The following is a 14676-nucleotide window of genomic DNA, read 5'->3' on the forward strand; positions in this document are numbered from 1 at the left end:
CGCTGTGAAAATAATTTCGGCCCTCTATAATCGCACTCACATTGTTAAAAGCAACAGGATAAACCGATGAAGGATCACGAGTATCACGCCCTGGTAGATGCCTTTTTCCAGTACGTCGAAGACACGGTGGACGAGCAGTATCCGGACATCGACTGCGAGCGTGCCGGCGGCATCCTGACCCTGGTCTTCGAGAACAAGACCAAGGTGATCCTGAACAAGCAGGAGCCCCTGCACCAGATCTGGGTCGCCACCCGGGAAAACGGCTACCACTTCGATCTGCAGGGAGATAGCTGGATCGATAACCGCTTTGGCAACGAGCTCAAGGCCCTGCTTGGCAAGGCTTGCAGCGACCAGTCCGGCGAGCAGGTCACCTTCCCGTGATCGATCTGCACCCAACGGGCGCTCGCCATGCCATCATCTGGCTGCACGGCCTCGGTGACTCCGGCGCCGGCCTCGCCCCCCTGGTGGAGGCCCTGGCCCTGCCGGCCGAGCCGCCCATCCGCCACCTGCTGCCCGATGCCCCCGAGCGTCCGATCACCATCAACATGGGCTATCGCCTGCGCGCCTGGTATGACATCGAGAGCTTCGACGACATTGCCAGGCGCGCCATCGAACCCCATGTGCGTGAGAGTGCCAGCCGCATCCAGGTCCTCATCGAGCAGCTGATGACCGAAGGGTTCACCCCAGACCGCATCCTGCTGGCCGGCTTCTCCCAGGGTGGGGTCATCGCCTCCTTCACCGCCCTGCGCCTGCCGGTCACCCTGGCTGGCCTGCTCTGCCTGTCGACCTACCTGGCGGCACCCGATGCCTTGATGGGCGAGGTGACCGAGGCGGCCCGAGCAACACCAGTCTGCTATATGCACGGCCTCTATGACGATGTGGTGCCCCTGTCGCTGGGCTGGGAGGCCAAGGGACGTCTCGAGCAGGCGGGCCTCACCCCCGAGTGGCACGAGTACCCCATGCGCCACGAGATCTGCATGCCTCAACTCGGCGATCTGCGCGCCTGGTTACTGGCACGGCTTGCCACCTGAACGAAAAGGGCCTGCGATTGCAGGCCCTTCTTCTTGCTCAACCCACCTCGCGGGCGGGTCCCTGGGTGCGATAGGGGATCACCTGCTGCTCTCCACTCTGGGTGATGATTTCGTAGAACTGGGGCAGGTTGAAGTTGATGAACTGGCCATCATCGCTGAAGCGCTCATGGCTCGAGGTATAGAAGCGGTTGACTCCCTGTACCAGCTCCTCCTTGTTGCCGGCGAAGTGCTGGTAGACCTCGACCCGATTGGCCTCGTCCAGGATATAGATGTTGAAGCCACTGCCCTGATTTTCGAAGAAGAACTGCACCAATCCCTCGCTGGCGTAGGCATCGACGATGGCCGGCAGATGCTGGCTATGGGTCTTGTCCAGACGCAGGGGCAGATGATCAAGCTTGTTGTGGGAGATGTGGCGATAGAAGTCCACCGCGTTCTCCAGCTTCTTGACCGAGACACCGCGGCGCTCGAAGAAGATGCCGTACTTCTCCTGTCCAAGGGCCAGGGTCTTGACCAGGCGCGGCTTGTCACGGGCCAGCCGCAGCTCGATGCACTCCGCCATCAACTGCTGGAAACGCGCCCGCACCAGAGAGCGGAAGTGCTGGCTGTAGCAGAACACCTCGATCCGCTCGGGGGCCGCGGCATCCTGGTGCATCTTGCCGAGTATGGTGGTGAGGGCATCGACCACGGCCTCCTCCCCCCGGAAGTGGAGGGTGCGGATCTCGCTCCAGGAGTTGCGATAGACCAGATCGATGGTACCCACCAGGCACTCCTGGTTGCGGCCAAAGGAGAAGATGTCCGCTGTATTGGCATCAAACTCGATCACCTGGCCGACCCAGTGGCTCGACGGATCCACCTCCAGATTGAGGAAGATCGCCAACTGGCGGATCTCGCAGGGCCGGCTCAGGGCCAGGTTACTGGCGGCCGGGTACTTGACCGGGAAGGTGTTGGAGAGATCGCGGCAAAACTGATGCAGGTTGTCGATGTGCAGGTCCGATCCCTGGTTGAAGAGATGGACCCGACTCTGGGTCGTCATCAGCCCGTTGAAGTAGCTCCAGGCCACCAGCTTGCTGATGTAACCGTTATATTCGAGGGGGGCGCGACCTATGATGTCGCCCGGCTCAAGGGAATGCTTATAGAGGTACCAACCGGCCCGGTTGAGACGACCGTGGGGCACCTGAATGAAGCTGAGATCAGGCTCGCCCAAATCCGGGGCAATCTTGAGGTTGATGCGCTGCACCTTGCCCGGCAGGCTCTCGAAGGCGGCGTAGAGCTTGCGCGACAGGATGCCGATGTCTTCCGGGTTGATCGACTCGCTGATGTTGTTGCGGCGGGCAAACAGGATGAGATTGCGGTAGCTCTGCATCAGGGCTTCCAGCAGCTCCGCATAGGCCACCTTCACCTCACCCACCTTCCAGTCACGCCGATGATCCAGGTGGCGGATCTTCTCCTCACTCCAGCCCCAGTAGGAGACCAGCTGCACCAGCTGCTCACGGCGCCAGGTGGGGCCGTGATCACTCAGTCCGTCGCACACCTTGAGATAGAAACAGCGGCGTACCAGATCGAGCCGCTGCATGTCCCCGATGGACTTGAGGTAGTTGGTCACCTTGTCGAGCATCAGGCAGTAGCCATCGAGGCGATAACTCATGCCCTCGTTGTGCTGGAACCAGCGTTTGCTCTCGACAGACAGCAGCTTGGTCTCGGGGTACTCGTGGGAGTAGGCCTCCATCAGCACCGTCTTGAGCACCGCCTTGTAGGGAGAGTCGATCCCCTTGTAGAGCTGCCACAGGGCCGAGCCGAAATACTCTTCCGCAGGAATACGATTAAACGAGCCCAGATCGAGCCACTCGTCGGGGTTGAGCGCCCCACTGCGAAACAGGGAAGCCACATAGTCGTCGTAGTGCTCATCCTGTTCGAGGGGCACCAGATACCAGAGCAGCCGCTTGCCCGCCAGACACATGGCGCTGCGGTAAAACTCGTCGAGCAGCAGCAGGTGCTGGGCGCTGCCACAACTCTCCCCTTCCATCTCGGCACTGTTGGACTGACGGAACTTGTTCTCGGGGATCAGGAAGAAGTTGACCTCGGTCCCCCGTTGCTCTGCCCAGCGCGACAGGAGCAAGCACTTGTGCTCCAGCATCTCCAGCCGCTCGCTGTCCAGCGCCGCCGAGTGGCAGACCCAGATGTCGAGATCAGAGTGACAGCACTGTCCGATGGAGGAGGTACTCCCCATGGTGTAGAGGCCAAGAATCGAACACTCGGTCGTGGCAAGCCCCCCGCTGCAGTGGGCCGTCAGACAGATGTCGTCGATGAAGGATTGTTGTTCACCGTTGGGAATAAAGTGGCAAATGCCATGAGGAACACGGCCGGAGACATAACCAGGCAACAGGGGGTGATTAAAATGCAGCAAGACGGGAAGCAGGTGAAAGACCTGCTGCCCGTAACGACTCATGATGCCCAGCGCCCGTTCTGTCTTGAGCCGATTCAGCTCATCGTAGCGGCGAACAAGCGTCTCCAGATTTGCGAGCAAAGACCTGCCTTTGTACCTGATGGAAATGACGTCAACCCGAATGTAACGTCACGAAACTGTGATCATGTTAACAATGCAATTCATGGTGGTAAACAAGGGGGCGGGCTATCGGGAAATAATTTCTTACCGAGGGTTAACAGGTTTCATAAGAAAGCGATAAAAGCATTTTTATTCATATACTTAACAGACGTATAGAGGGGAATGGAAATTATTACCAACTGGCGCAGTTTGGGGAGGATCCCGCTTTTCCCCCCTCGCTCATGAAAGCCTGCCGAAAGGGTGATAAGATCGTTTTCCTTGTAAAAACGATGCAACAGATTGATATGTCGGTCAGAACCCTGAGAATCGCCACCCGCAAAAGCCCCCTGGCCCTGTGGCAGGCCAATTTCGTCAAGGCACAGTTGGAGGCCATCCACCCCGACCTGCAGGTGGAGCTGGTCCCTATGAGCACTCAGGGTGACAAGATCCTCGACACCCCGCTGGCCAAGGTCGGTGGCAAGGGGCTCTTCGTCAAGGAGCTCGAAACCGCCATGCTCGAAGGGCGGGCCGATATCGCCGTCCACTCCATGAAAGACGTGCCGGTGGAGTTCCCCGAGGGTCTTGGCCTGCATACCATCTGCGAGCGGGAAGACCCCCGTGATGCCTTTGTTTCCAACCACTTTGCCACCCTGGATGCCCTGCCCCTCGGCGCCGTTGTCGGTACCTCCAGCCTGCGTCGTCAGTGCCAACTGAGGGCCAGCCGACCGGACCTGGTGATCCGGGATCTCCGGGGCAACGTCAACACCCGCCTCGCCAAGCTCGATGCCGGTGAGTATGACGCCATCATATTGGCCGCTGCCGGTCTCAAACGGCTGGAGATGGCGCACCGCATCACCGCCTTTATCGAGCCGGAGCAGAGCCTGCCGGCCAACGGCCAGGGCGCCGTCGGGATCGAATGCCGACTGAATGACGACGCCGTCAAGGCACTGCTGGCCCCCCTCGAACATGCCGAGACCCGCACCCGGGTACTGACCGAGCGGGCCATGAACCGCGCCCTGCAGGGGGGATGTCAGGTCCCTATCGGTGCTTACGCCCTGGTTGAGGGGGATCAAATCTGGCTACGCGGCCTGGTCGGCAGCCCGGATGGCAGCCAGATGCTGCACGACGAGATCCGCGGTCCCCTGGCCGATGGCGAGTCGCTCGGTGAGGCCTTGGCAGAGCGTCTGCTGGCTGCCGGTGCCGACCGCATCCTGGCCGAGGTCTACGGCGCATGACGCCCCTGGTGGTGCGCCCACGTCCCCAGGCCGATGCCCTGGCGGCGCGGCTGCGCGCCGCCGGTCACTCCCCCCTGGTACACCCTCTGCTCGAGTTGCGGCCGGGGGACGACCTGACGCACCTTCCCCATCAACTGCAACAGGCCGAGATCGTCATCGCAGTGAGCCGTCATGCGGCACTGTTCGCTCGGGACTTTCTGTTGCAAACTGGTCAGACCTGGCCGAATATCGATTACTTTGCCGTCGGCGAGGCGAGCGCAGAGGCGCTGCGAGAGAGTGGCGTTCCCGCACTCTGGCCGGATGATCCGCGCAGCGAGGGGCTGCTCGCACTGCCCGGCCTGCATCGGATCGCCGGCAAGCGTGTCCTGATCCTGCGCGGCAACGGCGGGCGTGAACTCATCGCCGACACCCTGCGCGAGCGGGGTGCCGACGTCACCTGCCTGAGCGTCTATCGTCGCCACTATCCCGCCCAGGACGGTGAGGCCCTCTGCCAGGAGTGGCAACATGCCGGTCTCGACAGCCTGCTGGTCACCAGCGGCGAACTGCTCGAGACCCTGCTGGCCCTGGTACCGGCCCATTATCGGGAGTGGCTGCTGCGACTCCCCCTGTTTGTACCCAGCCCGCGTATCGCCGAGCAGGCGGCGCAGGCCGGGTTTCTCGACATAACGACAGCCCGGGGGGCCGACCATGACGCTCTGCTCGCGGCCCTGGAACTGAGGAAGATGCAATGACAGAAGAACAGAAGCAGCCCGCAACAGCCCAAGAGGCCCCGACAGAGAGCCAGCAAGCCGCTCAACCCCGATCCGGTGGCGGGCGGGCAGGTCTGGTACTGGGTAGCCTGGCCATCGCCCTTACCCTGGGACTGACCGGCTGGACCTATGTGCACGGTCATCAGCGCGGGGTGGCTCAACAGGCCGAGATGGCCAGCCTCAAGAGCCAGCTGAGCAGCGCAAGCGGCGAGCTGGATGCCCTGAAGGCGGCCCTGTCACAGGATCAACAGGGGCAGCAGAAGAACCTGCAGCTGCTGCAAAGCGAGATGAGCAGCCTGCAGAGCCGGGTGCTGGATCTCAACGAGAAGCGCCCCAACGACTGGCTGCTGGCCGAGTCCGAATACCTGGTACGCATGGCGGGTCGCAAGCTCTGGCTGGAGCACGATCTGGTCTCCGCCGTCACCATGCTGGCCAACGCCGATGAGCGCATCAAGGCCCTCGGCGATCCCAGCCTGATGCCGATCCGCAAGGCCATGGCCGAGGACATCGCCAAGCTAAAAGCCCTGCCGACGCTGGACCGTGAGGGACTGACCCTGAAACTGGCCGCCCTCTCCGATCAGATTGACCTGCTGCCCATGAATGCGGTCGCCATGCCCGAGACGGTCGGGCAGGCCGACCAGGCCGTCAGCGGCAAGCTGGATGACTGGCAGAGCAACCTGAAGAAGAACTGGGTCCACTTCACCGAGAACTTCGTCACCATCCGTCGCCGTGACGGCGCTGTGGAGGCGCTGCTCTCTCCCCAGCAGGAGATCTACCTGCGCGAGAACCTCAAGACCAAGCTGCTGCAGGCCCAGTTGGCCGTCTATCGGGAGCAGCAAGATCTCTACGCCGACAGCCTGGAGAAGGCCCAACGCTGGGTGAAGCAGTACTTCAATCAGGAAGACAGCGCCACCCGCTACGTGCTGGCCGAGATCGACAAGCTCAAGGATGAGCAGATCCAGTTCAATTATCCGGAGCGTCTCCAGACCCAGGCCCTGCTCGAGCAGGTCCTCAACGATCGCCTGCAGCGCCTGCTGGCCGGCCACTGATAGGGGGTTTCATGGTACGCATCATTCTTATCGTCGCCGCCCTCATCGCCGGACTGGTCTTCGGTCCCGAGGCAGCGGGCAACAAGGGCTATGTACTGATCGCCCTGGGCAACTACACGGTGGAGAGCTCGGTCACCAGTCTGGTGCTGCTCGCCATCCTGCTCTACGGAGCGCTGCTGCTGCTTGAATGGGTGCTGGTACGCCTGCTGCGCCTGCGCCGCAACACCGCCGGCTGGTTTGGCAAACGCCGTCGCAGCAAGGCCAACCAGCAGACCGTCGCCGCGACCCTGGCCATGGCCGAGGGCCACTACGGCCAGGCCGAGAAGCTGCTGGTCAAGAGCGCCCGCAACAGCGATACCCCCCTGCTCAACTACCTGAGCGCCGCCAAGGCGGCCCAGGCCCGCGGAGACGAGAGTCGCCGGGATCAGTATCTGCAACTGGCTCAGCAGGAGAACCCCAAGGCCGAACTGGCCCTGACCCTGACCCAAACCCAGTTGCAGATAGAGCAGGAGCAGTACGAGCAGGCTCTGGCGGCCCTGGAGCCCATCTACGCCCTGCAGCCACGCCATCCCATGGTACTGGAGCAGTTGATGCAGATCCGCCGGGCCCGCCGCGAATGGACGGCTCTCATCGAGCTGCTGCCGACTCTGCGCAAGGTGGGACGCCTGTCACCCGCTCGTGAGGAGGCGTTGCTCGAAGAGGCCTGGAGCGCTCGCCTGGAAGAGGCGAGCGGACAGCTCGACACCCTGCGCCCGGTGTGGCTCGAGATGCCGCGCAAGTTGCGCCAGCAGCCTCCCTTGCTGCTCACCTATGGCCGCTATCTGCGGGCCTTGGGAGCCGAGAGCGAGGCCGCCGAACTCTGGCTCGATGCCCTGCGCAAGGAGAACTCTCCCCTGCTGCTGGCCGAGCTGCCGCGCCTCAAGCTGGATAACTACCAGACGATGCTGGTGCAGCTGCGCAAGATGCAGGATCAGCCTGGCGCGCGCGCCGCCCTGGGCCAGATAGCGCTGCTGGCCGGCCAACTGGAGGAGGCTCAGCCCCTGCTCGAAGCCGAGTTGGCCAGCCAGCCGAGCGCCGCCGTCTACCACGCGCTGGCCCGGATCATGGAGCAGCGACGCCTCACCAACAAGGCCAACGAGTACTACCGACAGGCCCTGGCCCTCGCGCTGGGCTAACCCGCGAAATGATCGAGGCCACCCCCGGGGTGGCCTCTTCATATGGTCTTGTGATCGACCGCTTGTCTTCAGATTGTGTTATCCGTCTTGGCTGATTGCTCTATGGTGCCCTCCTTGCGCCTTCACGCTAGAAATGCCAGTGCCTGTGCTGCATCGCCTTCAAGCCATGTTGCGCCGTGATGTTGGCGCACTTGGGATACTCGGCCATGAAATGAACCAGCCCCTGTGCAATTTGCAGGCGCAGGGAACCGAGTGGCTCGTGCCAGGCATGCAGGCAGAAATGCCCTGGGATCAACACCCCCTGGTAGGCTTGCAGCAGCTCGTCTGGCCAGGGTTCCAGTTCGGGGCCATGCTGACAGAGGTAGTAGGCGGCGGGTTCTCTTGCATAGATAAACTGGACCTTGGCCAAATCACGTTGGCTGAGCGCCTGATTGCCGATGTGGCAGGTCAGATGTTTTCCGCTATCCAGATCGATGAAGTGTCCCCGTTGCCGACAGGCGATGATGCGGTACCAAGGGAGCACAGAGGTGGCCGCATAGCCCCCCAGCTCCTGTTCGAGCCAGTGCCGGCATTCGGGGGTCTGAACCAGCTCCTGCATGGATCTGAGCTGCTCCAGGATTGCACCCGACGGCTTGCTAGCGACTCCCGCACCCATGATGCACCTCCTTGCACCTAGCCCCGAAAGAAGTATGAGCCCATGACCGTCGTCGGGCCAGCTCACACTTTGATCGAAATTAACTCAGAGGTTGTTTTTTATTCACATCTGTTCTATTGCGTCTAGCCAACCAGATAAGTGCCTGTTCCAAAAGCGATATGAGTCCCCTCCTCGTTGTGAAGCTCCATCCGGGCCACCGCTACCTTGCTGCCGGCACGGATGATGTGGGCGGTGGCGATAAACTCTGTACCCCGCCCCGGCCTCAGGTAATCCACACGCAGGTCTATGGTGCCGAGGCGGGAGAAGCGCTCCTTGAGGTAGCTCGGCGAGAACTCCTCCAGCTCGTCGATGCAGGAGGCGGCCACTATCATGCCGCCGGCCACGTCGAGCAGGCTGGCGGTGACTCCCCCGTGCAATATGTTGTGAAAGGGGTTGCCGATCAGCTTGTCGTCCATGCGGATGCGCAGCTCAACCCGCTCGAAGTCATAGTGAGTCACCTCCATGCCGAGCAGCCGGTTAAACGGCATCTTCTCGGCAAACAGGTTGGCGATGCCGCTTAAGGCCATCTTCTTGAGCATCTGCTTCATTTCCGTATCCCTGGAGTAAAGACTCCAGCCAGTCTGCAACAGGGTATTAACATTAGCAATCGCGGTTTATTGTGCCGGCCCCCTGCTTTAGAATGGCGACCCCAAAGGAGAGAACATGACCGCCATCGCCGAGACCCTGCCCGATACCCCCCTCGCCCTGCTGCAGGCGGTATTCGGCTACCAGCAGTTCAGGGCCGGCCAACAGGAGATCATCGAGCAGGTGCTGGCCGGGCGCGACGTGCTGGTGCTCAAGCCCACCGGCGGCGGCAAGTCCCTCTGCTATCAGGTGCCGGCCCTGCTGCGTGCCGGCCTCGGGGTGGTGGTCTCCCCCCTTATCTCCCTGATGAAGGATCAGGTCGACACCCTGCGCGCCAACGGGGTGGCCGCCGCCTACCTCAACTCGGCCCTGAGCCGCGAAGAGATGGTGCAGGTCTTCGCCGCCATGCGCCACGGGGAGATCAAGCTGCTCTACGTCGCCCCCGAGCGGCTGCTTCAACCCGATTTTCTGGAACGACTGGCGGAGCTTCCCCTCTCCCTGTTCGCCATCGACGAGGCCCACTGCGTCTCCCAATGGGGGCACGACTTCCGCCCCGAGTATGCGGCCCTGGGCCGGCTCAAACAGTGGTTCCCGAATGTGCCGGTGATCGCCCTCACCGCCACCGCCGATGAAGCGACCCGGCAAGACATGCTGACCCGCCTGGCTCTGCACGACCCCTTCATCCATATCGCCAGCTTCGATCGCCCCAACATTCGCTACAGCCTGGTGGAGAAGTTCAAGGGGGCAGAGCAGCTGCTGCGCTACGTGCAAAGCCAGAAGGGCAACTGCGGCATCGTCTACTGCTCGAGCCGCAACCGGGTGGAAGAGGTGGCCGAGCGATTGGCCCGCCACGGCTGCAAGGCGGCCCCCTATCACGCCGGCCTGCCTCTGGAGCTGCGTCAGCAGACCCAGGACGCCTTCCTGCGCGACGACATCGAGATCGTGGTCGCCACCGTCGCCTTCGGCATGGGGATCGACAAACCCAACGTGCGTTTCGTGGTGCACTACGACATCCCCAAGAACATCGAGTCCTACTATCAGGAGACCGGCCGCGCCGGCCGCGACGGATCACCCTCCGAGGCGGTGCTGCTCTACGACCCGGCAGACATAGGCCGGGTGCGGCTACTGCTCGAGAATATCGAGAACCCGCAACAGCTACAGGTGGAGCAGCACAAGCTCAACGTCATGGCGGCCTTCGCCGAGGCCCAGACCTGCCGTCGTCAGGTGTTGCTCAACTACTTCGGGGAATACCTGGACAAGCCGTGCGGCAACTGCGACGTCTGCCTCGACCCGCCCAAGACCTATGACGGCACCGAGGACGCGCAGAAGGCGCTCTCCTGCGTCTGGCGGGTCGGCCAGAGCTTCGGCATGGGGTACGTGGTGGAGGTACTGCGCGGATCCCTGAACCAGCGTATTCGCGACCATGGTCACGACAAGCTCTCCACCTACGGCATCGGCAAGGAGCACAGCGCCGAGCACTGGCAGAGCGTGCTGCGCCAGCTCATTCACAAGGGGCTGCTGACCCAGAACATCACCCGCAACATGGTGCTGCAGCTGACAGAGGCGGCGCGCCCGGTGCTGCGCGGCGAGCTCGCCCTGGAACTGGCCGTGCCGCGGGTGCAACCCATCTCAAGCCGCAAGGAGAAGCGCAGCCGCCTCGATATCGGCAACTACGACCGCCGCCTCTTCAAGGAGCTCAAGGGGCTGCGCAAACAGATCGCCGAGGAGGAGGAGGTGCCGCCCTACGTGGTCTTCAACGATGCCACCCTGATGGAGATGGCCGAGGCGATGCCGATGACCGAGCGCGATCTGCTGGCCATCAACGGCGTCGGCCAGCGCAAGCTGGAGCGCTTCGGCGACGCCTTCATGGAACTCATCATCGACTACTGTCGACGCTGACCCGTCAGGGCTTGAGCGAGGCGTACCAGGCTGCCAGGTTCTCGATGTCGGCATCCGACAGCGGCTTGGCCATGGGAGCCATCACCGGATCCTGACGCTGGCCATCCCGAAATGCCTTGAGCTGTTTGGCGGTGTACTGGGCACTCTGCCCTGCCAGATGGGGATAGCCGGGGATCATGGCCTTGCCCTCCACCCCATGACAGGCGGCACAGACCACGGCCTTGGCCTTGCCGGCCTCCGCATCGGCGGCCAACGCCGGCAGGGTGGTAACGAGAAGAGCCAGGGCGAGATACTTCATGATGATTCCCTTTACAATCGGACACAGAGAAGCGCCAGTATAGGGAGTCGGTGCCGGCCGGGGCAGAGTCGCAAGGAGCAAATGTGAAGCTGAACAATACTTTTTCCACCGAACTGCCCTGGGCCTGCGAGCCGGTCGCCCCGACGCCGCTGGTCGGGGCCCGCCTGCTGCACCTCAACCGCCCCTTGCTCGGCGAGCTGGGGCTGACCGGGGTGAGCGAGGCCGACTGGCTCGCCTGCTGCGGCCAGGGGCATATGCTGCCCGGCATGGCGCCGGTGGCCCAGGTCTACGCCGGCCATCAGTTTGGCAGCTATGTGCCGCGTCTGGGTGACGGCCGTGCCCTGCTGCTCGGCCAGCAAGAGGCGCCGGACGGCCAGCTGTGGGACCTCCACCTCAAGGGAGCCGGCAAGACCCCCTTCTCCCGCTTCGGTGACGGCCGCGCCGTGCTGCGCTCATCGATCCGCGAATACCTGGCAAGCGAGGCGCTGCATGCCCTCGACATCCCAACCACCCGCGCCCTGGTGCTGGTCGGCAGCGATGAAGAGGTCGTGCGCGAGACCCTGGAGCCGGGTGCGACCGTGCTGCGCACCGCCCCAAGCCACCTGCGCTTCGGTCACATCGAATATTTCGCCTGGAGCGGTCAGGGAGAGCGAATCCCCGCCCTGCTCGACTATTTGCGCGTTCACCACTTCGACGGTATGGACGATGCCGGCCTGTTTGCCGAGGTGGTGCGCCGCACCGCCCGACTGATTGCCCGCTGGCAGGCGGCCGGCTTCACCCACGGGGTACTCAACACCGACAACATGTCCCTGCTCGGGCTCACCATCGACTACGGCCCCTACGGCTTTATTGACCGCTATGTGCCCGACTTCGTCTGCAACCACACCGACACGATAGGCCGCTACGCCCTCGATCAGCAGCCGGCGGTGGGCTACTGGAACCTGCAAAAGCTCGCCCAGGCCCTGGCCGGCCACCTACCCGGCGAGACCTTGCAACGGGGGCTGGCAAGCTATGAGCAGACCCTGATGCTGGAGTACTCGACCCTGATGCGCCATCGCCTCGGCCTGCAGAGCTGGGAAGAGGAAGACCCGGCCCTGTTCCGTCGCCTGTTCCTGCTGCTGGCCCGGGATGGTGTGGACTATCACCTCTTCCTGCGTCGCCTCGCCCGCGTGACGCTCAGTGGCGAACTCCCTCCCCTCCTGCTCACCCTGCTGCCGGAACATCCGGAGTGGCTCGACTGGATGGCCGACTATCGGGCCCGGCTCGAGCGCGAGGGGAGCCTGGATGCCGAGCGAGCCCGCCGCATGGAGGGGATCAACCCCAAGTATGTGCTGCGCAACGCCCTGGCCCAGCGAGCCATCGACGCCGCCGAAGCGGGGGATATGGCCCCCTTCGAGCGGTTGTTCGAGGTGCTGCGCCACCCCTTCGACGAGCAGCCGGAAGCCGACGATCTGGCCACACCGGCTCCGGACTGGTATCAATGCACCACCCTGTCGTGCAGCAGCTGAGGAACGCGCCATGTGGCATCTGGACAAGCAAGACCCGGTAAGCGGCAGCCTGCTACTCACCCACCCCGGTCTCGATGAGGCCAGCTTCCCGGCCCTGGCCCCCACCCTGCTGGCTGCCTGGGAACTGCGTCTGGTCGAGCGGGAACAAGGGGCGGATCGCCACTGCTGGGTGGTGGATTTCGAGGGGAGCAAGCTGCTGCTGCAATACGAACACTATGGCGAGGTGTGCTGGCTGGAAGTCTGCCACCCCGATGATCGCCCACTGCTCGACTGGCTGGCACGCCATCAGGCTGCTCAAGGATTGCACTCTGGAGGCGAGGGGGTATAATCCTGCCCCTCGAATTGCCGCCATGGTGGCGGCATGGGTTCCCTAACCCCATTAACCAAAAAGGTCACAACGTGAATCTGACCCCTTATCAGTACCAGACGGCCCTGATCCGTCTCTCTCTCTTCCACATCCTGATCATCGCGAGCAGCAACTATCTGGTGCAGCTGCCGATCACTATCTTCGGCTTCCACACCACCTGGGGTGCATTCAGCTTCCCCTTCATCTTCCTGGCCACCGATCTCACGGTGCGAGTCTTCGGTGCACCCCTGGCCCGCAAGATCATCCAGCTGGTGATGTTGCCGGCACTGGCTGTCTCCTATGTGCTCTCGGTGCTCTTCTTCGAGGGGCAGTATCAGGGCTTCAATCAGCTCGCCGTGTTCAACCTGTTCGTGGCCCGCATCGCCCTGGCCAGTTTCGCGGCCTACGCCATCGGCCAGTTGATGGATGTAGTGGTCTTCAACCGCCTGCGCCAACTCAAGGCCTGGTGGGTCGCCCCCACCGCCTCGACCCTGTTTGGCAACCTGGTCGATACCATCAGCTTCTTCTCCATCGCCTTCTGGCAGAGCAGCGATCCCTTTATGGCCGAGCACTGGGTCGAGATTGCGATCGTCGATTACACTTTCAAGCTTCTGATAAGCTTGGGATTATTCGTCCCACTCTACGGCATGCTGTTGCGCTACCTGACCCGCAAGCTGGTCGGCGAGCCGGGACTGAGCCTTCAGGCCGCTCCGCGCTGAACCATCGGCCACCGAGAGTGGCCGTTTTTTTGCTCATGAAACCCTCAGAGGGGTTGCAATCACAAATGAGAATGATTATCTTTAACTTGCGTTCCGGATTTGACCACCATGGCAACACCCTCGGGTAGTAGTGGACACCTCTGTGAAGGCACGACATTGCTCACATTGCTTCCAGATTCGGCCAGCTTCATGCTGGCCCTTTTTTTACCCGAGAGCATGAACAAAAACGGGAGCCAGTGGCTCCCGTCGTGGTCATGGGCTGCGATGCCTACTCGATGTCCAGCGGCTCGGGGGAGAGAATCACCCCCGTGGTGTCGGCGTAGAGGTGATCGTCCGGCAGGAAGGTGACGCCACCAAAGTTGACCGGCAGGTCGGTGTCCCCCACCTCCTTGTCATCGGCTCCCACAGGGATGGCCGCCAGCGCCTGAATCCCGATATCCAGCTCCTCGAGTTGGTCCACCTCGCGCACGCAGCCATAACAGACGATCCCTTCCCAACCGTTTTCGGCCGCCGTCGCTGCTATTTCGCTATCGAGCAAAGCACGGCGCAGGGAGCCACCACCGTCGATCAGCAGGACGCGACCCACGCCACTCTCCCGCACCAGCTCTCGAATGAGGCCATTTGATTCGAAGCATTTGACGGTTGTGATAACACCGCCAAAAGAGGGGCGACCACCGAAGGAGGAGAGCATAGGTTCGAGGACATCCACCATATCGTGGTAGATATCGCACAGTTCTGAGGTGTTGTATTCCATAGTGACGGGTCCACGGCCGGAAACAGGTGACAACCAGTATAAGGAGTGGCCTCGGCAATTCAAAGGATATTGCCCCTCCCCGATCACGTTTT

At 62.4% G+C, this 14676-nt stretch carries 15 protein-coding genes; 10 read left to right on the plus strand and 5 right to left on the minus strand.

Going from position 1 to position 14676, the window contains the following annotated elements; all coding sequences use genetic code 11:
* Window positions 1-66: 66 nt before the first annotated feature.
* Together cyaY and AB5Y48_RS17805 are read left to right on the plus strand one after the other, a co-directional pair.
* Window positions 67-381, plus strand: a complete 315-nt coding sequence (gene cyaY / locus AB5Y48_RS17800) for an iron donor protein CyaY (RefSeq protein ID WP_050666393.1) — start codon at window positions 67-69, stop codon at window positions 379-381.
* Complete coding sequence (locus tag AB5Y48_RS17805; RefSeq protein WP_368165334.1) at window positions 378-1031, plus strand: alpha/beta hydrolase; 654 nt, start codon at window positions 378-380, stop codon at window positions 1029-1031. Before cyaY ends, AB5Y48_RS17805 begins: the two co-directional genes overlap by 4 nt.
* A gap of 37 nt (window positions 1032-1068) precedes the next feature.
* On the opposite strand, the gene AB5Y48_RS17810 is transcribed toward AB5Y48_RS17805, so the two are convergent.
* Entirely contained in the window at window positions 1069-3555 is a 2487-nt protein-coding gene (locus AB5Y48_RS17810; RefSeq protein WP_050666391.1) for a class I adenylate cyclase, read from the minus strand.
* 323 nt (window positions 3556-3878) lie between these two features.
* On the opposite strand from AB5Y48_RS17810, the gene hemC reads away from it, so the two are divergent.
* From hemC to AB5Y48_RS17830, 4 genes are read left to right on the plus strand one after another with little or no spacing between them, the layout of a single operon-like run.
* Window positions 3879-4808, plus strand: coding sequence for a hydroxymethylbilane synthase (hemC, locus tag AB5Y48_RS17815; protein WP_224162554.1), 930 nt, complete (start codon window positions 3879-3881; stop codon window positions 4806-4808).
* A complete protein-coding gene (locus AB5Y48_RS17820; RefSeq protein ID WP_224160448.1) occupies window positions 4805-5539 on the plus strand; it encodes a uroporphyrinogen-III synthase in 735 nt (244 codons plus the stop codon). The genes hemC and AB5Y48_RS17820 overlap by 4 nt, the downstream gene beginning before the upstream one ends.
* Window positions 5536-6606, plus strand: a complete 1071-nt coding sequence (locus AB5Y48_RS17825; protein WP_050666389.1) for a uroporphyrinogen-III C-methyltransferase — start codon at window positions 5536-5538, stop codon at window positions 6604-6606. The genes AB5Y48_RS17820 and AB5Y48_RS17825 overlap by 4 nt, the downstream gene beginning before the upstream one ends.
* Window positions 6607-6617: 11 nt before the next feature.
* Complete coding sequence (locus AB5Y48_RS17830; RefSeq protein ID WP_050666388.1) at window positions 6618-7781, plus strand: heme biosynthesis HemY N-terminal domain-containing protein; 1164 nt, start codon at window positions 6618-6620, stop codon at window positions 7779-7781.
* A gap of 127 nt (window positions 7782-7908) precedes the next feature.
* Here the strand turns inward: AB5Y48_RS17830 and AB5Y48_RS17835 are convergent, their stop codons facing one another.
* Window positions 7909-8436: a hypothetical protein gene (locus AB5Y48_RS17835; RefSeq protein ID WP_050666387.1), complete on the minus strand. Its 528-nt coding sequence runs from the start codon at window positions 8434-8436 to the stop codon at window positions 7909-7911.
* Between the two features lie 122 nt (window positions 8437-8558).
* Entirely contained in the window at window positions 8559-9023 is a 465-nt protein-coding gene (locus tag AB5Y48_RS17840) for a thioesterase family protein (RefSeq protein WP_050666386.1), read from the minus strand.
* 115 nt (window positions 9024-9138) lie between these two features.
* Here AB5Y48_RS17840 and recQ point away from each other — a divergent pair, with 115 nt between their 5' ends.
* Window positions 9139-10959 (plus strand): ATP-dependent DNA helicase RecQ, encoded by a 1821-nt coding sequence (recQ, locus tag AB5Y48_RS17845; protein ID WP_060583455.1) that lies wholly within the window; start codon window positions 9139-9141, stop codon window positions 10957-10959.
* 4 nt (window positions 10960-10963) lie between these two features.
* Here recQ and AB5Y48_RS17850 read toward each other — a convergent pair whose 3' ends face one another.
* Window positions 10964-11257 carry a cytochrome c gene (locus AB5Y48_RS17850; protein ID WP_050666384.1) on the minus strand — a complete coding sequence of 98 codons (294 nt, stop codon included), beginning with the start codon at window positions 11255-11257 and terminating at the stop codon, window positions 10964-10966.
* A gap of 83 nt (window positions 11258-11340) precedes the next feature.
* Between AB5Y48_RS17850 and AB5Y48_RS17855 the strand changes: the two genes are divergently transcribed.
* From AB5Y48_RS17855 to AB5Y48_RS17865, 3 genes are all read left to right on the plus strand, one after another.
* A complete protein-coding gene (locus AB5Y48_RS17855) occupies window positions 11341-12765 on the plus strand; it encodes a YdiU family protein (RefSeq protein WP_368165338.1) in 1425 nt (474 codons plus the stop codon).
* 10 nt (window positions 12766-12775) lie between these two features.
* Complete coding sequence (locus AB5Y48_RS17860) at window positions 12776-13093, plus strand: DUF3630 family protein (RefSeq protein WP_368165339.1); 318 nt, start codon at window positions 12776-12778, stop codon at window positions 13091-13093.
* A 71-nt stretch (window positions 13094-13164) separates the two neighbouring features.
* The gene (locus AB5Y48_RS17865; RefSeq protein ID WP_136614488.1) at window positions 13165-13830 is read left to right on the plus strand and encodes a 7-cyano-7-deazaguanine/7-aminomethyl-7-deazaguanine transporter; all 666 of its coding nucleotides are present in this window, start codon (window positions 13165-13167) and stop codon (window positions 13828-13830) included.
* Between the two features lie 268 nt (window positions 13831-14098).
* Here the strand turns inward: AB5Y48_RS17865 and rraA are convergent, their stop codons facing one another.
* The gene (gene rraA, locus AB5Y48_RS17870) at window positions 14099-14584 is read right to left on the minus strand and encodes a ribonuclease E activity regulator RraA (RefSeq protein ID WP_050666380.1); all 486 of its coding nucleotides are present in this window, start codon (window positions 14582-14584) and stop codon (window positions 14099-14101) included.
* Window positions 14585-14676: the final 92 nt, after the last annotated feature.

The organism is Aeromonas sp. R6-2, assembly GCF_040908155.1.
In the GTDB taxonomy this organism is placed as follows: domain Bacteria; phylum Pseudomonadota; class Gammaproteobacteria; order Enterobacterales; family Aeromonadaceae; genus Aeromonas; species Aeromonas schubertii.

What these genes read in the sequence shown, in the direction of transcription:
- AB5Y48_RS17850 (WP_050666384.1), bottom strand. Translation starts at nt 11,257, where the DNA reads ATGAAGTATCTCGCCCTGGCTCTTCTCGTTACCACCCTGCCGGCGTTG.
- rraA (WP_050666380.1), bottom strand. Translation starts at nt 14,584, where the DNA reads ATGGAATACAACACCTCAGAACTGTGCGATATCTACCACGATATGGTG.
- AB5Y48_RS17820 (WP_224160448.1), top strand. Translation starts at nt 4,805, where the DNA reads ATGACGCCCCTGGTGGTGCGCCCACGTCCCCAGGCCGATGCCCTGGCG.
- AB5Y48_RS17835 (WP_050666387.1), bottom strand. Translation starts at nt 8,436, where the DNA reads ATGGGTGCGGGAGTCGCTAGCAAGCCGTCGGGTGCAATCCTGGAGCAG.
- AB5Y48_RS17830 (WP_050666388.1), top strand. Translation starts at nt 6,618, where the DNA reads ATGGTACGCATCATTCTTATCGTCGCCGCCCTCATCGCCGGACTGGTC.
- cyaY (WP_050666393.1), top strand. Translation starts at nt 67, where the DNA reads ATGAAGGATCACGAGTATCACGCCCTGGTAGATGCCTTTTTCCAGTAC.
- AB5Y48_RS17840 (WP_050666386.1), bottom strand. Translation starts at nt 9,023, where the DNA reads ATGAAGCAGATGCTCAAGAAGATGGCCTTAAGCGGCATCGCCAACCTG.
- AB5Y48_RS17860 (WP_368165339.1), top strand. Translation starts at nt 12,776, where the DNA reads ATGTGGCATCTGGACAAGCAAGACCCGGTAAGCGGCAGCCTGCTACTC.
- hemC (WP_224162554.1), top strand. Translation starts at nt 3,879, where the DNA reads ATGTCGGTCAGAACCCTGAGAATCGCCACCCGCAAAAGCCCCCTGGCC.
- recQ (WP_060583455.1), top strand. Translation starts at nt 9,139, where the DNA reads ATGACCGCCATCGCCGAGACCCTGCCCGATACCCCCCTCGCCCTGCTG.
- AB5Y48_RS17825 (WP_050666389.1), top strand. Translation starts at nt 5,536, where the DNA reads ATGACAGAAGAACAGAAGCAGCCCGCAACAGCCCAAGAGGCCCCGACA.